The following is a 19,756-nucleotide window of genomic DNA, read 5'->3' as shown; positions in this document are numbered from 1 at the left end:
CATAAGTCGGCTTTTTTGTAGTGCTGAACGATCAGGCTTCTTCGGCGGCCATTTCGGCGTCGTGAGCAATCAATGCCACCAGGGCATTTTGCTGGCGACGCGACAGCTGGCGGAAGCGCTGCAGCAGTTCGCGCTCATGCAGTGACAGCTCGGGGCTGTCCAGGCGCATGTTGAGGTCATCACTCAGCGCGCTTTCCTGGAGCATGCTTTGCTCAAGGCGAGCAATGATCTCCGAGTTCATGCTGCGGTGATGGTTGCGTGCAACATCCGCAATACGTTCGCGCATGCCGTCAGGCAGACGAACTACGAATTTGTCAGCGGTACGGCTGGAATAGAGTGCTTGTTTCATAGGGCGCGTACATTAAACCGGTTAGTTCAGGAAAGCGATACTGGCAATGGGCTATAGGATTGTCACCGGTTTGACCATCTTTAGCACTAACCGTTCAGCCAGAAAGCCGCTTAGATACCTTGTGACCCACTAGTCGCAAGGTCGTTAAATTGACGTCAATTACGTGCCGAATTTTGCGTTGAATAAAGGCGTTATGCCAGCACCGATCATCAGAAATGCGCTGTGCTGTGCAAAACGCAGGGAAAACCGAGCCGGTGCCGGAAAAACCATTAAGCAATAGTCACGGCGGGGCAGGCCTAATCGATCATCCTGATACGAGGTTTCTCTATCTTGTTCTGTACCATGCAACGGCTTTCAGCTGCCTGTAACCGCGAAATGGTCAGGCGCTGATTCAGTAAGCCTGGTGACAAGTGAAAAAGGTGTTCTGATGAGCGGCCGCTTGATCTATCTGATGGGGCCTTCGGGCTCGGGCAAGGACAGCCTACTGAATGCCGCGCGTGAGCGCCTGGGCGAGCGCGGTTGTGTAATTGCCCGGCGGATCATTACCCGTTCGGCGGAAGCGCTGGGTGAGGACGCCATCGGCGTGTCGCCGGCCGAGTTTGATCAACAGGAAGCCGCCGGTGCCTTTGCCCTGAGCTGGCGCGCCAATGGCTTGGCCTATGGCATCCCTCGGCAGATCGACGTTTGGCTGGCTGCGGGGCAGGATGTGCTGGTCAATGGCTCACGCGGTTATCTGCCTCAAGCGCGTGAGCACTATCCTGGGCTGCTGGCCATCCTGCTGCAGGTGGATGAGGCTGCTTTGCGTCAACGTCTGCTGGCGCGCGGCCGGGAAAGTGCACAACAGATAGAAGCGCGCCTGGCGCGCAGTCGTGAACTGCAACCGCTGTCGCGCTCTTCTGGAGAGAAGGGCGAGATCAAGTCGCAATACCTGCTCGACAATTCCGGCCCCCTCGAGGAAACCGTCACCCAGTTGTTAAAACTGCTGAGCGATGCGCACGCATACGCCTGAGTCCTTATGAAATGGGCGATGCTAACTGCGTTTGCCCCGAGGGTGGCGCTGGTGTGCCCGGCGCACCTTACGAGTGTTTAGCCTATGAAGCGAAACCGTCAGGCGTTCTCCCATGAGCCTTCAATCCAATGGCAACTCAGTGGTGCGCTTAACCTCGCTCATGGCGATATGCGAGTGCGCTTCGTGCACATGCGGGCGTTGCAGGAGGTGGTCGCGCAGGAAGCGCTCGTAGCTGGCGATATCCTTGGCCACCACCTTGAGCAGGTAATCCGAGCCGCCGGCCATGGTGAAGCACTCCAGCACCTCGGGGTAACCGACCACGGCGCGCTCGAATTCTTCCAGGTTGCTGCGCCCGTGGGCTGAGAGTTTGATATCGACAAATACGGTGATGCTAAAGCCCAGTTGCTTGTGGCTGAGCAGGGCCACCTTGCGCTCGATGATGCCGTCTTCCTGCATGCGATGAATCCGCCGCCAGCAGGGCGATTGTGACAATTCCACCTTCTCGGCGATCTCGGCGGCGGAGAGGTCGGCATTGTGCTGCAGCAGGCGGAGAATTTTCCGATCAATGGGGCTGAGCAAGTCCTGCATGATTGTTCCTGAATTCTTATATTTGTTAGAAAGGTCATGCGCAGTATTGGCTTTTCATCCCGAAAATAGAAAGAAAATCTCCGTACTGCTCAGTCATATTCTTGGCCATACGCCTTGTGGGGTGATCCCGCACTAGGCTTAACAAGGGTGGCATTCACCGTTGCCAACCCAGCTCTCGATAAAAATAACAGGAGCACCACCATGTCTCTGGCCGAGATCCGCCTGGATGACAAGTACCGCCTTGCTACCGGTCACCTCTACCTGACCGGCACCCAGGCGCTGACCCGCCTGCCCATGCTGCAGAAGCAACGCGACGCAGCTCATGGCCTGAATACCGCGTGCTTTATTTCTGGATACCGTGGCTCGCCGCTAGGCAACCTCGACAAGAGCCTGTGGGACGCCAAGCAGTACCTCAAAGACAATCACATCCACTTCCAGCCGGGGGTCAACGAAGAGTTGGCCGCCACCGCTGTGTGGGGCAGCCAGCAGACCAGCCTGTTCCCCGGCGCGCGCTACGACGGCGTATTCGCCATGTGGTACGGCAAGGGCCCGGGCGTGGACCGCTGCGGTGATGTGTTCAAGCACGGCAACTCGGCCGGCGTCTCCGAGCATGGTGGCGTGCTGTTGCTGGCCGGCGACGACCATGGCTGCAAATCCTCAAGCATCGCCAATCAGAGCGAGCATGCGTTTATTGCCGCCTCGATCCCGGTGCTCAACCCGGCCAATGTTCAGGAAATTCTCGATTACGGCATCATCGGCTGGGAACTGTCGCGTTACAGCGGTTGCTGGGTGGCGCTGAAAACCATCGCTGAGAACGTCGACTCCTCGGCCGTGGTGGATGTCGACCCGCTGCGCATGCAGGTGAAGATTCCCGAGGATTTCAAGCTGCCGGAAGACGGCGTGTATATCCGCTGGCCGGATCCGCCCCTGGCTCAGGAAGCGCGCCTTAACACCTACAAAATCTACGCCGCCCGTGCCTTTGCGCTGGCCAACAACCTCAACCAGATCAAGCTCGATTCGCCCAACCCACGCTTAGGGATTATCACCACCGGCAAGTCCTACCTCGACGTGCGTCAGGCCTTGGATGACCTTGGCCTGGATGAAGCGCTGTGCGCCCAGGTGGGCCTGCGCGTGCTCAAGGTCGGCATGAGTTGGCCGCTGGAGCCGGTGTCGGTGCATGAGTTTGCCGAAGGCCTGGACGAGATTCTGGTGGTCGAGGAAAAACGCAGCATCATTGAGGACCAGCTCACTGGTCAGCTGTACAACTGGCCAGTGGGCAAGCGCCCGGTTGTGGTGGGTGAGTTCGACGAAGCTGGCCATTCGCTGCTGCCGAACCTGTCCGAACTGACCCCGGCGATGATCGCCCGCGCCATCGCCAAGCGCCTCGCACCGATCTACAGCAGCCCGCAGATTGAAGAGCGTCTGGCCTTCCTCGCCGCCAAGGAAGCCTCCCTGGCTGCGCCCAAGCACCACACCGTGCGCACTCCGCATTTCTGCTCCGGTTGCCCGCACAACACCTCGACCAAACTGCCGGAAGGCAGCCGCGCCCAGGGCGGTATCGGTTGTCACTACATGACCCAGTGGATGGACCGCAACACCGACACCTTTACCCAGATGGGAGGCGAGGGTGCGACCTGGATCGGCCAGGCACCGTTTACTGACACACCGCATATCTTCCAGAATCTCGGTGACGGCACCTACTTCCATTCCGGCCAGCTGGCCCTGCGTGCGGCTGTGGCTGCCGGAGTGAATATCACCTACAAGATTCTCTACAACGACGCGGTGGCCATGACTGGCGGCCAGCCCATCGACGGCGAACTGCGTGTCGATCAACTGAGCCAGCAGGTGTATGCCGAAGGGGTGAAGCGCATCGCTCTGGTTACTGATGAGCCGGAGAAATACCCGACCCGCAATACCTTTGCGCCCATCGTCACCTTCCACCATCGCCGTGATCTGGACGCCGTGCAGCGCGAGCTGCGCGAGTTCAAGGGCTGCTCGGTGATCATCTACGACCAGACCTGTGCCACCGAGAAGCGCCGTCGGCGCAAACGCGGCAAGCTGGTTGATCCGCAGAAGCGTGCCTTTATCAACTCTGCGGTGTGTGAGGGTTGTGGCGATTGCAGTGTGAAATCCAACTGCCTGTCGGTGCTGCCGTTGGAAACCGAACTGGGGCGCAAGCGCGAGATCGACCAGAACTCCTGCAACAAGGATTTCAGCTGCGTTGAAGGCTTCTGCCCAAGCTTTGTCACCGTGCATGGCGGAAACCTGCGCAAGCCGGAAGCAGTGGGCTTGAGCGCGCTGTTTATTGCTTTGCCAGAACCCAAACAACCGGCGCTGGATCGTCCCTGGAATATCCTCCTGCCGGGTGTCGGCGGTAGCGGTGTCACCACAGTCGGCGCGTTGCTCGGCATGGCTGCGCATATCGAGGGCAAGGGCTGCAGTGTGCTCGATCAGGCTGGCCTGGCGCAGAAGTTCGGCCCGGTGATCACCCATATCCGCGTTGCCGCCAAGCAGGACGATATCTTTGCCGTGCGCATCGCCGCTGGTGAAACCGACCTGCTGCTAGGCTGCGATCTGGTGGTGTCGGCCAGTGAAGAGGCATTGGCCAAGCTGAATGACAAGATCGCCCATGCGGTGGTCAACAGCCATGAAGCGGCCACCGCCGAATTCACCCGCAACCCCGATGCTCAGGTGCCTGGCGCGGCCATGCGCGAGGCGCTGATCGAAGCGGTCGGCGCGAGCAAAACCCACTTTGTCGATGCCAGCCGCCTGGCCACGCGCCTGCTCGGCGACAGCATCGCCACCAACCTGTTTATGCTCGGTTTCGCGTATCAGAAGGGCCTGGTGCCGGTTTCCGCCGAAGCCATCAACAAGGCCATCGAGCTTAACGGCGTGGCCGTGCAGCTCAATCAGCAGGCCTTCCTCTGGGGCCGTCGTGCCGCCCATGATGTGGTCGCCGTGGAACGTCTGGCCAAGCCAGAGGTGATCGAAGCGCCGCATTGCCAAACCCTGGAAGAAATCATCGCTGACCGCGTGGTGCGCCTGACCGCCTACCAGAACGCAGCTTACGCCGAGCGCTACCGCGAGCAGGTGGCGCGGGTGCAGCAGGTCGACAAGAGCGCGGACCAAGCCTTGAGCAAGGCCGTGGCGCGTTACTACTTCAAACTGCTGGCCTACAAGGACGAGTACGAAGTGGCGCGGCTGTACAGCGACGGCAACTTTATCCGTCAGCTGGAGGCGCAGTTCACTGGCGATTACCGCTTGGAGTTCCACCTGGCTCCGTCCTGGCTGAGCAAGCCGGACGCCAGCACCGGCGAGCCGCGCAAACGTCAGTTCGGCGCCTGGATGCTCAAGGCTTTCGGCGTGTTGGCCAAATTCAAGTTCTTGCGTGGCACACCGCTGGACCTGTTCGGCTACAGCGCCGAGCGCCGGCTTGAGCTGCAGCTGATCGACGACTACGAGCAGGATCTGGACTACCTGCTCAAGGAGCTCAACGCCGACAACTACCGCACCGCTCTGGCCCTGGCTGAGTTGCCGGAGCAGATCCGCGGCTATGGCCACGTCAAGGAACGCAGCCTGGCCAAAGTGAGTGAGCAGAGCGCTCAGCTTAAAGCACGTATGACCGTCAGCGAGATCGCAGCGGTGCAGTTGTTCGAACCAGCTGCATAAGCCACCTCCCTGTAGGAGCCAGCTTGCTGGCGATCACCAGCGGATCGCCAGCAAGCTGGCTCCTACAGTCGCTCACCTCCTACAACAAGAACCATCAAGGAACTCCCATGTCCGTGTTTTCCCATATCGATTTCGACTACCACGAACAGGTGGTCTACGGCCACGACAAGGCCAGCGGCCTGCGGGCGATTATCGCCATTCACAACAGCAACCTTGGCCCGGCCCTCGGCGGTTGCCGCATGTGGAATTACGCTAATGACGATGAAGCGCTGCGTGATGTGCTGCGCCTGTCGCGCGGTATGACCTATAAAAAGGTATCGACGCGACCCTGGAACAGATTTTCCAACGCGCCGATGCGGCGAGCAGAACCACGGTAGAAATCGCCGATCAGTTAGCTGAAGAGCGCTTTGGGCGTTAAAAACGTCTGGCAGGTTTTGCAAAACCAAACCCGCTCCTACAAAAGCCGTTGATAGCCTCTAGTCCAGCATCAGCGCCAAGCTGACGCCATGCGGCTTAAACCCCAGGTTGGCATAGAAAGCATGGGCGGCCTCACGGCTCTGGCTGCTGGACAGCGCCACCTTGTAGCAGCCCCAGGTGCGGGCGCGTTCGATGGCTTTACCCATCAGTGCTTGGCCAATCCCCAGTCCGCGAGCCTCAGTATCCACCACCACATCTTCCAGAATCGCCGAGCGGGCGAAGTTGTGCGCCAGATGTTCAATCAGATTGACCGTGCAGGTGCCAAGCAACTTACTGTCACGCTCGGCCACCAGCACCACACGGCTTACCGGCAGCTCGCTCAAACGCAACGCCAACAGCTTGGCATCGGCACGCGGCTCATCGGGCGCGAGCTGCTGCAGTAAGGCAGCCAGAGCAGCAGCATCGTTAACGCTGACCGCACGCAGGTGAAAATCGGCAAAAGGCGAATCCGGCAGATGATGCGAAGCAGCGGGGCGCATGACGATCTCCTCTCCTTATGACAACCGGTTGGCAGTCAGTTGGCAGTATGGCGCCGAGATGATGGCAGCGGCATGACAAACGCGTGAGGTCTCGCTAAGATGCCGCCCGCTGGTGGCCTGTCTATCCAGCCTCGGTTCCCATAGTTCAATGGATAGAATAAGCCCCTCCTAAGGGCTAGATACTGGTTCGAATCCAGTTGGGAACGCCATCTTTCCTGGGGGTAACAGCTATCCCCCTGCATTGTCCGCACTGATCTCACCTCTGCCTAACATGTTCTCGACTACGCACCATGCGTGCTTGCCGGGACTGACATCTGCACCTCGCATAATGCATATGCTTTAAATGTGTGCAGTTGAGCCCTATTTTTGTGCGATAACTTGTGCGCTTTAATGTCCTGAATAGAGCAGGCGATTTATTTGTACGCACCAAAAAGATTCATATAAGCGACATTTTGCTCTGTTGCGGTGCTCTTGCGGCTGCTAGAGTGCGGCGCACTTTTCAGTCGATCTGCCCGGCCTATGGGCACTGTTGGGGTACCCCTATGAGCGAATCCGTCGAGCTTTTCCTCTCCCGCCTGAAACAGCGCGATCCTCACCAGCCGGAGTTTCATCAAGCGGTGGAAGAGGTGCTGCGCTCACTCTGGCCATTTCTGGAGGCCAACCCGCGTTACCTGCAAGCCGGTATCGTCGAGCGTATGGTCGAGCCCGAGCGGGTGGTGTTGTTTCGTGTGTCCTGGGTTGATGACGCCGGGCGGGTACAGGTCAACCGTGGCTATCGAGTGCAGATGAGCAGTGCCATTGGCCCCTACAAAGGGGGGCTGCGCTTCCATCCATCGGTCAACCTCGGTGTGCTGAAGTTTCTGGCCTTCGAGCAGGTGTTCAAGAACTCGCTGACCTCGCTGCCCATGGGCGGCGGCAAGGGTGGCTCGGATTTCGACCCGAAAGGCAAGAGTGACAACGAGGTGATGCGCTTCTGTCAGGCCTTTATGAGCGAGCTGTATCGTCATATCGGTGCCGACCTGGATGTGCCGGCGGGTGATATCGGTGTGGGTGGTCGCGAGATCGGCTATATGTTTGGTCAGTACAAGCGTCTGGCCAACCAGTTCACTTCGGTGCTGACCGGTAAGGGCATCACTTACGGTGGTAGCCTGATCCGCCCGGAAGCGACCGGCTACGGCTGCGTGTATTTCGCTCAGGAAATGCTCAAACGCATCAATCGCGGTGTAGAAGGGCAGCGCGTGGCCATTTCCGGTTCCGGCAACGTGGCCCAGTACGCGGCGCAGAAAGTCATGGAACTGGGCGGCATGGTGATTTCCCTGTCGGACTCCGAGGGCACTCTACATACCCCTGATGGCCTGACTGAGGAGCAGTGGCAGCACCTGATGGAGCTGAAGAACGTGCGCCGTGGCCGCCTCAGCGAGATGGCCGCGCACTTCAAGCTGAACTTCCTCGCTGGCCAGCGTCCTTGGCAGCTGCCTTGTGACATCGCTCTGCCGTGTGCCACGCAGAATGAACTGGATGCCGAGGATGCCAAGGCTCTGCTGAGCAACGGCTGCTTCTGCGTGGCCGAAGGGGCAAATATGCCGTCGACCCTGGAAGCAGTGGACCTGTTTATCGACGCCGGAATTTGCTTTGCCCCCGGCAAGGCATCGAATGCTGGCGGCGTGGCCACCAGTGGCCTGGAAATGAGCCAGAATGCCATGCGCTTGAACTGGACCGCTGGTGAGGTGGACGAGCGCCTGCACAGCATCATGCAAAGCATTCACAGTGCCTGCGTGCGCTACGGCGAAGAGAACGGCCGGGTCAACTATGTCAAAGGCGCCAATATCGCCGGCTTCGTCAAAGTCGCCGACGCCATGCTGGCGCAGGGTGTGGTGTAAGCCCTCATTCGCCACCAGTAACAATGCCCGCATTGTGCGGGCATTTTTTATGCTGGTGACGGCGCCTGAAGAACTGTCGCCAGAAACTAAAAAGCCCCGAAGTCTGTAGAGAATTCAGGGCTTTAGAAACTGAGATTTGGAGCGGGTGATGGGAATCGAACCCACGGCTCTAGCTTGGGAAGCTAGGGTATTACCATTATACGACACCCGCAGCGGGTGCCTTTATACCGGAAGTCTTGGCCGAAATGAAGCCTGCAGCGCGGCTATCTGTGGATAGGCGCTGCAGGCTTGCGGCGTGCCGGCGCGTCATACGGCGATCGCGTGGTGCTGGTCGTGCTGCGGGCGGTAGCTAGAGTTGGTGCGTACCGGGGCCTGCAGGAAGCCCAGCATCACCGCTTGACTCTGCAGCCAGGCCTTTTTGTGCTCCATATCGAGAAAGTGCCCGGTGTTGTCGATGGTGGCGAACTGGCAGTCACTCAGGTACTCGGCAAACAAGCGCACGTCATCTGGCGAAGTGTATTCGTCGTGCTCGCCGTTGATAAACAGCAGCGGTATGTCGATGGCCGCCAGGCAGTCCATCTGGCAGTGGTTGTCCATGTGTACCACCTGGTTTATGTGTGCGTGCATCTGCAGGTATTCGTGGTTGTCGAGGCTGCTGATATGGCGCTGGTTGTAGCGTTTGAACAGTGAGGGCAGGTACTTGCCGATGGTGCTGTTGACCAGTTGGCCGACATTCTCACCGTCGATGGCCTGTAGGTAGGTCATACCTTTTTCCAGGTAGTCGAGCATCGGCGCGTTAAGCAGCGGCGAGAAGGAGGTGATAACTGCCTTTTCGATACGCGCCGGGCGTTGCGCCAGAGCGAGCATGGCGGCTACGCCACCCCAGGAGAACGACAGCAGGTAGTCGACCTTAAACTGTTCGATCAACTCCAGCAGGATCGCCGCTTCATCCTCCTTGCTGATTGGCCGGGTATGGCTGTTATGTGCCTTGGATTGGCCGGCATAGGGTTGGTCATAGAGCACCACATTGAACTGTGGTTGCAGGTATTTGATGGTTTGCGCGAATGCGGCGGTGGTGGCCAGCGAGCCGTTGATCAGGATGATGGTCTTGCGCGCGCTGGGGTTGGCATACAACTCCGTGTGAACCTTGAACGTCCTGTGTATATCGACGACAGCGATGGCTGGCTTCATGTCGTTTCCTCCTGGCGCATAAAAGTGACCATTGCCAACGGGCAATGCCGTTGAACCGAACGGTGTTGGGCAGTCAGGAAAGCGCCTGGACGTGACAGCACGATGTCAGGCTGGAGGATTTTATAAATTATTTATTTTCAATCAGTTATGGCTGAAATAGAGCATCCGTCCACGACCTTTTGGCAGGTGTGGGGCGGCGTCTTTAACCAGGCAGGAACCCATTTTGCGCAGCGCGCAAGTAACCGATGGAGCGCTTAGATGGCTTTAGTGACCATTAAGTCACGTTAAGACCATATGGTTCTATTTAAGCAGCCGCGTGGGGTGCTGACAAGCCTTAATTTGCCTTTTCTGCACAAAAACTGGGCGGCACCTTGACGCTAGGGTCTGTTGACGTTTCGTCGCGAGCCGCGTTGCCGCGAAAAATCTCGCCAGGCTAGGCGGAGGGCGCAGGTAATGGTTGTTCCCTTGCCAAGTCCTCCAACAACGCATGGCGAGATTTTTCGCGCAACCCGAAGGGCCGGGCCAGTTTTAGCGCGATGCTGCGTTTCTCGATGGCTCATTTAGCTGGCTAAACTTCGCATCTCGTGCCTTACCTCGCGCTAAAACTGGCTCCGGCGCGGCCGCGAACGAAACGTCAACAGACCCTAGCAACTGGCGATTTCTGCCGTGTTGAGTGGCCGGTACTGGCCAGGAAGCAGCTCTGGGTCGAGTTGGATGGCACCCATGCTCAGGCGGTGCAGGCCGATGACCTTGTTCTGAAAGTGGCCAAACATGCGCTTGACCTGGTGGTAGCGGCCTTCGTGCAGGGTCAGCAGGGCGCTGTGGCTATCGAGAATGACCAGTTCGGCGGGCAGCGTAGTGAGGTCTTCATAGGCGAAGTACAGGCCGCGAGCGAACACCTCGATGTATTCCGCGGTGATTGGCTGTTCGGTGGTCACCCGGTAGACCTTGCCCAGGCGGCTGCGCGGCTCGGTGAGGCGGCGCGACCATTGACCATCGTTGGTGATTAGCAGCAGGCCGCTGGTATTCAGGTCCAGGCGGCCGGCCAGGTGAAGCTCGGCTTTGTCCGGCTCGTCGAGTAAATCCAGCACGGTGCGGTGTTGCTCATGCTCGGTGGCGCTGACCACGCCGATGGGTTTATGCAGCATAAAGTAACGGGCAGGTTTGCCGGCTTGCTGCAGTTCGCTATCCACCTCGATTCGGCTGAACTGGCTGACTTCGCATAGACCATCGCAAACCACCGCACCGTCCACCCGCACACGGCCGCTGGCCAGCAGTTGGCGAGCGGTTTGGCGGTTGAGTTGGGGCAGGTTGCTGAGAAAACGGTCGAGGCGCATGGCTAGTCGTTTGCTGGCTGCGTCTCAGCTGGCAGGCCCTGTGCGCAGCGTGGGCACAGGCAGCTGCGGTTGCGCTGCTCGGGCAGCAGCTTGGCCAGCTGCTCGGCATCAAAGGTGGCGCTAAAACACCAGCATTCGCTCACCGGTGCGTCGGCGTCAGCCTGGGCGCATTGGTTAAGCTGCCCGCAGCAGGGGCAGCGGGTGGTATCAGTGCTCACGCGGTTTCTTCACACAAGCGGTTGCGACCGCTTTGTTTGGCCCGATAGAGGGCGCGGTCGGCGCGGGTAATCAGCTGCTCCAGCGACTCGCCAGCATGCAGTTGCGCCAGGCCGAGGCTGGTGGTGATTTGCAGGTCGCTGCCGTTGAAGCTGATGGTGTTGCGTTCGGTCTGCTGGCGGATTTTCTCGCCCAGCTCGCGGGCCTGATCGGGTGTGGTGTCCTTGAGCAGCAGGATAAATTCCTCGCCGCCCCAGCGGCAGATGATGTCGGATTGGCGTACCGCGTTCTGCAGGTTGCGGGCAAAGCAGCGCAGCACTTCATCACCGGCCATATGGCCCTGGCTGTCGTTGAGCAGCTTGAAGTTGTCCAGATCGAGCATCAGCGCGCACAGGGGGCTTGGGTTGCGTCGGGCCTCCTGTACGGCCTGGTTGGCCAGCAGGTCAAAGCCACGGCGGTTGGGCAGGTCGGTCAACTGATCGGTGGTGGCCAGGGCGCTGATACGCCGTTGATAGCGGCCCATCGCCAGGCTGACCAGGGTGATGACAATGCTGGTAATCACCAGGCAGATCAGCAGGTTCAGGTACAGCGACTTGCGGATGCCGGCTACCGCGCCATCTTCATGTTTGTCGACGAACAGGTACCAGTTCAGTTCGGGAATAAAGCGCACGTTGAGGAAGTGGTCGCGGCCATGTTCCTGGTACTCGAAATCCCCACTTTGTGGGTGCGGCAGCTTGGCCATCAGCTGTTCCAGGCCGGGCAGCTCGCTGAGCGACTGACCGACGCGCGCGCCCATCGGTCCACCGTCGGTCCCGGTCAGCACCAGGCGGCCCGTGGTGTCGACGAAGAATACGCTGCGGTTGTAGCGCTGCTGGTAGGTGTCGATCAATTTGACCACCGCATCCACAGTCAGCCCCACGCCGGTGGCGCCGATAAAACGATGTTCGTAGTCGAACACCTTGTAGTTGATGAATACGGTCAGGCGGTCATCGTTGGCCATGTCGACATCGACATTGATCTCGTAAGGCGCCTGCATGTCGCGCACGCGGAAATACCAGTCGTCACGCGCTTCGGCTTCTTGCACCTGCTTGAGTACGCCTTTGGCCTGGTAGTAGGTATGGGTCTTCTCGGAGACGAAGAAGCTGGTGACCGTGGCGTAGTGCTCCTGCACCTCGCGCAGGTAGCGGGTGATCTGTTCACCATCCTGCTCGCCACCTAGCACCCAGTCGCGCACGTAGGTGTCGCGCGACATCATCGAGGAAATCAGGATGGGTCGAACCAGGTCTTTCTGGATTTCCGAGTAGACGTTATCCGAAGTCAGGGGCAACTCGGTGTTGATGATGCCGGCGCGGATTGAATCAAGGGCGGTGTAATAGCTGGCCAGGGAGGTGGCGAGGAAGCCACAGCCGAGCAGAACCAGCAGAAGCACAATCAAGGAACGTTGACGTGTCAGGGGCGAGGGCTGTGGCATGCAAGACTCTGCTGGCTAAATAATGGCCGCATTGTAGCGCTCGGCAACGGCCGGCGCTGCTGAAACATCGGACCTCGCCGATTGGTTGTCAAGGAGGGCGTCAGTCGTGTGGTAGAGGCTTTAACCGCGACGGTTGTTGCTTGGTTGACGCTGTCGCGGCTAAAGCTCTTTGCACGTATGTGCCGATTGATCCCTTAGCCCTCTTCCAGCACCACCACGCGCTGTCCTGCACGCACAGGCGAGCCGGGTTGCACGCGCACTTCGCGCACCACGCCGTCGCGCGGGGCGGTGAGGGGGATCTCCATCTTCATCGACTCGAGGATCACCAGTACGTCGCCGGCCTTCACCGAGTGGCCTTCCTCGACCTGCACCTGCCAGAGGTTGCCGGCGATATGGCTGTCGATGCTGTGCTGGCCGGCCGCCAGCGGCGCGTCGTCGCCCAGTTCGGCGACCACTTCCTCGCTTTCGTAGTGGGCCTGGCCGGAGGCGATCCAGCGCTGACGTTCGGCATCGAAGGCGGCGCGTTGCTGGGTGCGGAAGGCGTCGATGCCCTCGGCTTCCTCGGCGAGGAAGTCCTGGTAGTCGGCCAGGGCCAGTTCGCTGTCCTCGATGCGCAGTTCATAGCGGCCGAGCGGGAAGTCGCGGCGGATCTGCAGCAGTTCCTCGGCACCCACCGGGTAGAAGCGGATCTGGTCGAAGAAGCGCAGCAGCCAGGGCTTGCCGTGGAAGGCGGCGACTTCACGGTAGCGGTTCCACATCTGCAGGGTGCGGCCGACGAACTGGTAGCCGCCGGGGCCCTCCATGCCGTACACGCACATGTAGGCGCCGCCGATGCCCACCGAGTTTTCGGCGGTCCAGGTGCGCGCCGGGTTGTACTTGGTGGTGACCAAGCGGTGGCGCGGGTCCAGCGGCGTGGCCACTGGCGCGCCGAGGTAGACGTCGCCCAGGCCCATCACTAGGTAGCTGGCGTCGAACACGGTCTTGTAGACCTCGTCGAGGTTGGGCAGGTCGTTGATGCGGCGGATGAACTCCAGGTTGCTCGGGCACCAGGGTGCGTCCTTGCGCACCGTGGTCATGTACTTGTCGATGGCCAGCTGGCAGGCCGGGTCATCCCAGGACAGCGGCAGATGGACGATGCGCGACGGCACCTTGAGGTCCTGGGCGTTGCATACGTCGTCCCACTGGCCGGTGACGGTGTCGAGCAGGAGTTGCAGCGGCAGGGTTTCCGGCTGGTAGTGCACCTGCAGCGAGCGGATGCCCGGTGTCAGGTCGATCACACCGTCGAGGTGCTTGGCTTCCAGCGCCTGCATCAGCGCATGGCCGCGGAAGCGCAGCACCAGGTCCAGTTCCGGCTGGCCGATTTCCAGCAGCAGGTGGGTGTCGCCGGACAGGCGGGCGACCAGGCGCTTGTCGCCTTCGCCGATGTCGAGAACGATGGGGGAGATGAGCGCATGGGCTGGTGTAGGAGCGAGCTTGCTCGCGATTAGCGATGCCGCAGGATCGCCAGCAAGCTGGCTCCTACAAAGGTCCGCGTAGGCATGATTTTGCGTCGTGGCCAACTCCCGTGCCGTGGTGATATCCACTGGCAGGAACCTGACCTTGTCACCCGCCTTGAGCTGCCCCAACTGCCACAAGTCGGCCTCGATAATGGTCACAGGGCAGACGAAGCCGCCCAGGCTCGGGCCGTCCGGGCCGAGGATCACCGGCATATCGCCGGTGAAGTCCACGGCGCCGATGGCGTAGGGGTTGTCGTGGATATTCGACGGGTGCAGGCCGGCTTCGCCGCCGCTGTCGCGTACCCACTCGGGTTTCGGGCCGATCAGGCGCACGCCGGTGCGGCTGGAGTTGAAGTGCACTTCCCAGTCGGTGGCGAGGAAGGTCTCGATATAGGCCGGAGTGAAGTATTCCGGTGCGCCGTGCGGGCCGTAGATCACGCGGATTTCGCGGGTGGCGGGCAGGACGGTGCACAGTTCGGTGGGTAGCTGCGCGCCGGCTTCCAGATCGGCCAAGGCCGGGATATGCAGCACATCGCCGGCACGCAGCGCGCGGCCGCCGTGGCCGCCGAACTGGCCGAGGGTGAAGGTGCTTTTGCTGCCCAGGTACTCGGGCACCTGCACGCCGCCGCGCAGGGTCAGATAAGAGCGGGCGCCCGAACCGGCGATGGTGCCAAGGCTCAGCGTGCTGCCGGCCTTGATCAGCAGCGCGGTATTCATCGGCTGTTCGTTGCCATCCACGCTCAGCGGAATCGCTGCGCCGGTCACCGCCACCACCGCATCGGTGTTGAAGCGCAGCAGCGGGCCGCTCATGGTGATTTCCAGGCCGGCGGCGCCTTCTTCGTTACCAAGCAAGCGGTTGCCCAGGCGCAGCGCGCGGTCATCCATCGGCCCCGACGGCGGCACACCAACGGCCCAGTAGCCGAGGCGGCCGGGGAAGTCCTGCACGGTGGTCTGGGTGCCGGCGGACAGCACCTCGAAGGTGTTGGCCTGGTAGGTTAGGCCTTCCAGGCAGCGCGTCCAGGGCTCGCCGCTGGCGAACGGTGCGTCGACCAGAATCTGCCGCAGGTACTGGCTGTTGGTTTCCACGCCGTACAGCAGGGTGTCGGCCAGGGCCTGGCCAAGTGCGGCGCTGGCCGCTTCACGGGTTGGTTGCCAGGTGATGAGCTTGGCGATCATCGGGTCGAAGTAGGGCGGAATCTCGCAGCCGGCTTCCACCCAGGTGTCGATGCGCAGGGCTTTGCCATCGGCCGCCGGGAATTGCACGGCGGTAAGCAGGCCGGGGCTCGGCTGGAAGTCGCGGCCTGGGTCTTCAGCGTACAGGCGTGCCTGGATGGCGTGGCCGCTGGGTTTCAGGTTTTTCGCCAGTTCACTTAGCGGTGCCAGGTCGCTGGCCGCCAGCTCGATCATCCAGCGCACCAGATCGACGCCCCATACCTGTTCGGTAACACCGTGTTCGACCTGCAGGCGGGTGTTCACCTCTAAAAAGTAGAAGCGCTCGGCCGCACTGTCGTAGACAAATTCCACCGTGCCGGCGCTGCGGTAGCTGACCGCCTTGGCCAGCTTGATCGCCGCTGCACAGAGTTCCTCGGCCATGCCGTCCGGCAGGTTCGGTGCCGGGGTTTCCTCCAGCACCTTCTGGTTGCGCCGTTGCACCGAGCAGTCGCGCACACCGAGGGCCAGCACTTCACCTTTACCGTCGCCGAACACTTGCACTTCCAGGTGGCGGGCGCGCTGGATGTACTTCTCGATAAATACGCCGCTGTCGCTGAAGTTGTTCTGCCCCAGGCGCTTGACCGCGTCGAAGGCGTCGGTGAGTTCGGCGGCGCTGTTGCACACGCGCATGCCGATACCGCCACCGCCAGCAGTGCTTTTCAGCATCACCGGATAGCCGACTTCCTCACCGGCTTTCAGCGCGGCCTCGAGGTTTTCCAGCAACTCGGTGCCTTCGAGCATCGGCACGCCGTGCTGTTTGGCCAGGGCGCGGGCGGTGTGCTTCAGGCCGAACACGCGCAGCTGCTCGGGCGTCGGGCCGACGAAGGCGATGCCGGCGGCCTCGCAGGCTTCGGCAAACGCCGCATTCTCGGAGAGGAAGCCGTAGCCGGGGTGAATCGCTTTGGCTCCGGTCTGCTTGGCGACGGCAAGGATCTTGTCGACCACCAGGTAGGTGCCGGCGGCCGGGCCTTCGCCGAGGCTGAAGGCTTCATCGGCCTGCTGGATATGCAGGCTGGCGGCGTCGGCCTCGGAGTACACGGCTACGCCTTGTACGTCGAGCTGACGCAGAGTACGCAGGATGCGGCAGGCAATGGCACCGCGGTTGGCGATCAGGAGTTTGTCGAACATCTGCTTGCCCTCGAAAGGGTGGGCGGGCCGTCCCGCGGTATTCGGTCTGCACCACGGTCGTCCGTGGCTGAAAGGCTTTTGCTTTGGGTGGGAGCCAGGTTGCTGGCGATCCGCGCTATAGCGAGTCGGCTCGCTCCTACGGGTTTTGCGGTGGCTTGGGCTGCTGCTCCAGGCACTGCCCCGCGCGGCTTTGGCACAGGCGAAACAGCCAGCGTCGCAGCGCTTGCCAGCGTGTCAGTCCCATACCAACACCTCGGCCGGCGTTGGGTTGTAACCGTTGCAGGGGTTGTTCAGCTGCGGGCAATTGGAGATCAGCACGATCACATCCATGTGTGCGATCAGCTCGACGTATTTGCCGGCGGCGGAGATGCCGTCTTCAAAGGTCAGGCCGCCTTCGGGGGTGACCGGCACGTTCATAAAGAAGTTGATATTGGCGCTGATGTCGGCCTTGTTCAGGCGGCCGTCGTGCAGGCTGGCGCGCAGGAAATTGTCGCGGCAGCTGTGCATATAGCGCTTGTCCAGGGCGTAGCGCACGGTGTTGCTCTCCTGGGCGCAGGCGCCGCCGAGGGTGTCGTGGCGCCCGCAGGTGTCGGCGCTGATGGTCAGCATCGGCTGGCCCAGGTTGGAATACAGCACGCTGCCGGTGGTCAGGTACACGCGGTTCTGTTTGCGCAGGGTGCGTTGCACGTCATAGCGCTCGCGCGGGTTGCGCGCCGAATAGAACAGCGTATCGACCGCCTGGTTGCCTTCCAGATCAAGCAGGCGCAGGGTCTGCCCGGCCTTCACTTCACAGAGAAAGGGTTCGCCAGCGCCTATGGTGGCGCGGTACACCGCAGCTTCCGGGTGCTTGTCGCTTGAGATAAGAGTCATGCTGGCCGGCCTCAGATGTACAGACGTTCGGTGTTATGGAAGCCCCGCTGGTTTTCCGGGCGCGAGGTGCGGCACAGCACGCTGATGCCGTCGCTCTCGACCTTGTGCCAGCTCAGTTGCAGCGGCTTGGGCGCATACACGGGATTGGGGTCCATGGGGTGTTGCAGGGCGGTGAGTACCACCAGTGTGTCCATCGGCGCGTACAGCTCGATGTAGTCGCCGGCCTTGGAATTGCCCGGCTGAAAGTGGAAGCAGCCGTCGCTGTCGACCGTGACCTTGCTGAACAGGTTGAGACACATCAGCAGGTCTTGCAGATTGAGGTTCCACTTGCCCATTTCCACCAGCAGGTTGTCCACACCGTTGCGAAAGAAACCGTTGCGCAGTTCCTGGTAGCTGCCGGCACCGTATTTCTCCTGCACTTCAGCGGCGTTAAGCACGCCGCCGAAGCTGTCATGCCAGCCGCAGGTATCGGCAGTGATGGCGGCGAGCACGCGGCCCATATCCGAATACAGACAGTGGCCGGCGGTGAGCTTGGCGGTGTGCTGGCATTTGAGGCTGTCCGGCAGATTCAGCCGTTCGCTTTTCTCCGCAGCATTGAGCAGCAGCAGGCTGGCGTTGGCGCCGCCTTCGAGGTCGGTGATGCGCAGCAGCTGGCGGCGCTTGAGGATAAAGGAGGTGTGCCCGCCGCCGGGAACGAGTTCCTCGTAGAGGGTGGGGCGCAGGCTTAATGAGGCAGTCATCGGGTGCTCCTACAGGGCCGGTTGCAGGTTGCCGGCGATATGCGCGGGCAACGCTTCGACGGCAGCGCGGGTGGCGCGGCGGTCGCTGTTGAGGGGGATGTCGTAGGTGATACGCGCACCGAAGGCGTTCGGCGCATGCGGGTCAATGCGGGTTTTGTCGAACACCAGCAGGCGGGTGCCGAGGCTGAAGCCTTCGCTAAGGTCGTGGGTGACCATAAATACGGTCAGCTTGGTTTCGTGCCACAGCTCCAGCAGCAGGCTGTGCATGTCCTTGCGAATGCCCGGGTCGAGGGCGCCGAACGGCTCGTCGAGCAGCAAGACGCGTGGTTGCATGATCAGCGCCTGGGCAATCGCCAGGCGTTGCTGCATGCCGCCGGAGAGCTGGCTGGGGTATTTGTCGAGTGCGTGGCCGAGGCCGACTTTCTGCAGAATCACTGCCGCCTGTTCGCGGGCTTCGCGCTTGGCGCTGCCGAACAGGCGGCCGAGCAGCGGCGAGCGGGGCAGTTCCAGGCCGATGGCGACGTTGTCCAGCACACTCAGATGTGGGAACACCGAGTAACGCTGAAACACCACGCCACGGCTACTATCCGGCTCGCCGGCCAGTGGCGCGCCACCGAGCAGAATCTCACCGCGGCTGGCGCGTTCCTGACCGAGCAGCAAGCGCAGAAAGGTCGACTTGCCGCAGCCGGAGGCGCCGACCAGGGTGCAGAACTCGCCCTCATTGATCGACAGATTCAGGCGCTCCAGCACAACCTGGTCGCCGTACTCCTGCCAGACGTTTTTCACTTCTATGAAGGGCTTCATGCCTTGGCTCCTTCATACCAGGGAAAGCACAGACGGGTGGTCTGGCGCAGGCCCAGGTCCATCAGCCAGGCGAGCAGGGTGATCCACACCACGTAGGGCAGGATCACGTCCATGGCCATATAGCGACGTACCAGAAAGATGCGGTAGCCGAGGCCATCGGTGGAGGCGATGGCTTCGGCGGCAATCAGAAACAACCAGGCCGAGCCGAGTACCAGACGCAGGGCGATCAGCAGGCGCGGCAGCAACTGCGGCAGCACCACGCGCAGGATCAGGGTCCAGGTGCTGGCACCCAGGGTTTGCGCCTTGATCAGGATTTCCGTGGGAATCTCGCGGGCGCGCTGTTCCAGATCGCGGGCCAGGATCGGCGTGATGCCGATGACGATCAGCATCACCTTGGACAACTCGCCCAGGCCAAAGACGATAAACAGGATCGGCAGAATCGCCAGCGGCGGCACCATCGACAACACCGTGAGCAACGGTGACAACGGCGCGCCGAACAGCGGGATGATGCCGGCAGCAATCCCTAGGCACAAACCGGCAAGGGCGGCGATGCCAATGCCCATGCCCAGGCGCTTGAGGCTGGCAGCACTGTCCTGCCAGAACAGGTAGTTACCGCTGCGCTTGTCCTCGGTAAACGCCAGGCGATCAACTGCTGCGGCCATCTGGCTGGCGCTGGGCAGCAGTTTGTCGTTGGGGTTGTCAGCCAGGCGCTGCGCCGAGCCTGCAAAATAGGCAAACAGCAGCAGGGCGAAGGGCAGCAGGATCAGCAGCAGGCGACCGCTGCGATCCGGGTGGCGGTTGATCAGACGCATGGGGCTATCTCATGGGTGAACGAGAGCT

The 19,756-nt window shown here is 61.1% G+C and carries 15 protein-coding genes, 2 tRNA genes and 1 pseudogene; 5 read left to right on the top strand and 13 right to left on the bottom strand.

The window, feature by feature from the left end; genetic code table 11:
* Window positions 1-31: 31 nt before the first annotated feature.
* Window positions 32-349 carry an Arc family DNA-binding protein gene (locus IOD17_RS17230; RefSeq protein ID WP_233686265.1) on the bottom strand — a complete coding sequence of 106 codons (318 nt, stop codon included), beginning with the start codon at window positions 347-349 and terminating at the stop codon, window positions 32-34.
* A 427-nt stretch (window positions 350-776) separates the two neighbouring features.
* Here IOD17_RS17230 and phnN point away from each other — a divergent pair, with 427 nt between their 5' ends.
* Window positions 777-1,358, top strand: coding sequence for a phosphonate metabolism protein/1,5-bisphosphokinase (PRPP-forming) PhnN (phnN, locus tag IOD17_RS17225; protein ID WP_233686264.1), 582 nt, complete (start codon window positions 777-779; stop codon window positions 1,356-1,358).
* A gap of 120 nt (window positions 1,359-1,478) precedes the next feature.
* Here phnN and IOD17_RS17220 read toward each other — a convergent pair whose 3' ends face one another.
* Window positions 1,479-1,946: an Lrp/AsnC family transcriptional regulator gene (locus IOD17_RS17220; RefSeq protein ID WP_160088079.1), complete on the bottom strand. Its 468-nt coding sequence runs from the start codon at window positions 1,944-1,946 to the stop codon at window positions 1,479-1,481.
* A 201-nt stretch (window positions 1,947-2,147) separates the two neighbouring features.
* On the opposite strand from IOD17_RS17220, the gene IOD17_RS17215 reads away from it, so the two are divergent.
* Both IOD17_RS17215 and IOD17_RS17210 read left to right on the top strand, forming a co-directional pair.
* Window positions 2,148-5,615, top strand: coding sequence for an indolepyruvate ferredoxin oxidoreductase family protein (locus tag IOD17_RS17215; protein ID WP_233686263.1), 3,468 nt, complete (start codon window positions 2,148-2,150; stop codon window positions 5,613-5,615).
* A gap of 107 nt (window positions 5,616-5,722) precedes the next feature.
* Window positions 5,723-5,926 (top strand): annotated as a pseudogene (locus tag IOD17_RS17210) (Glu/Leu/Phe/Val dehydrogenase dimerization domain-containing protein); the annotation flags it as partial.
* Between the two features lie 165 nt (window positions 5,927-6,091).
* Here the strand turns inward: IOD17_RS17210 and IOD17_RS17205 are convergent.
* A complete protein-coding gene (locus IOD17_RS17205) occupies window positions 6,092-6,571 on the bottom strand; it encodes a GNAT family N-acetyltransferase (RefSeq protein WP_233686262.1) in 480 nt (159 codons plus the stop codon).
* Window positions 6,572-6,705: 134 nt separating this feature from the next.
* Here IOD17_RS17205 and IOD17_RS17200 point away from each other — a divergent pair.
* Together IOD17_RS17200 and gdhA are read left to right on the top strand one after the other, a co-directional pair.
* Window positions 6,706-6,780: transfer RNA gene (locus IOD17_RS17200), tRNA-Arg, on the top strand.
* Between the two features lie 333 nt (window positions 6,781-7,113).
* The gene (gene gdhA / locus IOD17_RS17195) at window positions 7,114-8,451 is read left to right on the top strand and encodes an NADP-specific glutamate dehydrogenase (RefSeq protein ID WP_233686261.1); all 1,338 of its coding nucleotides are present in this window, start codon (window positions 7,114-7,116) and stop codon (window positions 8,449-8,451) included.
* Window positions 8,452-8,588: 137 nt separating this feature from the next.
* On the opposite strand, the gene IOD17_RS17190 is transcribed toward gdhA, so the two are convergent.
* From IOD17_RS17190 to IOD17_RS17145, 10 genes are all read right to left on the bottom strand, one after another.
* Window positions 8,589-8,662: transfer RNA gene (locus IOD17_RS17190), tRNA-Gly, on the bottom strand.
* A 95-nt stretch (window positions 8,663-8,757) separates the two neighbouring features.
* A complete protein-coding gene (locus IOD17_RS17185) occupies window positions 8,758-9,642 on the bottom strand; it encodes an alpha/beta fold hydrolase (RefSeq protein ID WP_233686260.1) in 885 nt (294 codons plus the stop codon).
* Window positions 9,643-10,286: 644 nt separating this feature from the next.
* The gene (locus IOD17_RS17180; RefSeq protein WP_233686259.1) at window positions 10,287-10,979 is read right to left on the bottom strand and encodes a pseudouridine synthase; all 693 of its coding nucleotides are present in this window, start codon (window positions 10,977-10,979) and stop codon (window positions 10,287-10,289) included.
* Window positions 10,980-10,981: 2 nt separating this feature from the next.
* Window positions 10,982-11,197 (bottom strand): cysteine-rich CWC family protein, encoded by a 216-nt coding sequence (locus IOD17_RS17175; protein WP_233686258.1) that lies wholly within the window; start codon window positions 11,195-11,197, stop codon window positions 10,982-10,984.
* Entirely contained in the window at window positions 11,194-12,666 is a 1,473-nt protein-coding gene (locus IOD17_RS17170; RefSeq protein ID WP_233686257.1) for a sensor domain-containing diguanylate cyclase, read from the bottom strand. The genes IOD17_RS17175 and IOD17_RS17170 overlap by 4 nt, the downstream gene beginning before the upstream one ends.
* Before the next feature lie 194 nt (window positions 12,667-12,860).
* The gene (uca, locus tag IOD17_RS17165; protein ID WP_233686256.1) at window positions 12,861-16,502 is read right to left on the bottom strand and encodes an urea carboxylase; all 3,642 of its coding nucleotides are present in this window, start codon (window positions 16,500-16,502) and stop codon (window positions 12,861-12,863) included.
* 234 nt (window positions 16,503-16,736) lie between these two features.
* Window positions 16,737-17,372 (bottom strand): urea amidolyase associated protein UAAP2, encoded by a 636-nt coding sequence (locus IOD17_RS17160; RefSeq protein ID WP_233686255.1) that lies wholly within the window; start codon window positions 17,370-17,372, stop codon window positions 16,737-16,739.
* A gap of 11 nt (window positions 17,373-17,383) precedes the next feature.
* Window positions 17,384-18,112, bottom strand: a complete 729-nt coding sequence (locus IOD17_RS17155) for an urea amidolyase associated protein UAAP1 (protein ID WP_233686254.1) — start codon at window positions 18,110-18,112, stop codon at window positions 17,384-17,386.
* A 9-nt stretch (window positions 18,113-18,121) separates the two neighbouring features.
* Entirely contained in the window at window positions 18,122-18,916 is a 795-nt protein-coding gene (locus tag IOD17_RS17150) for an ABC transporter ATP-binding protein (protein ID WP_233686253.1), read from the bottom strand.
* Window positions 18,913-19,728, bottom strand: a complete 816-nt coding sequence (locus tag IOD17_RS17145; RefSeq protein WP_233686252.1) for an ABC transporter permease — start codon at window positions 19,726-19,728, stop codon at window positions 18,913-18,915. The genes IOD17_RS17150 and IOD17_RS17145 overlap by 4 nt, the downstream gene beginning before the upstream one ends.
* Between the last annotated feature and the right edge of the window lie 28 nt (window positions 19,729-19,756).

Origin of the sequence: Pseudomonas anguilliseptica, from assembly GCF_021375795.1 — a bacterium.
In the GTDB taxonomy this organism is placed as follows: Bacteria; Pseudomonadota; Gammaproteobacteria; order Pseudomonadales; family Pseudomonadaceae; genus Aquipseudomonas; species Aquipseudomonas anguilliseptica_A.
This window is presented reverse-complemented; position numbering and strand designations above follow the sequence as displayed.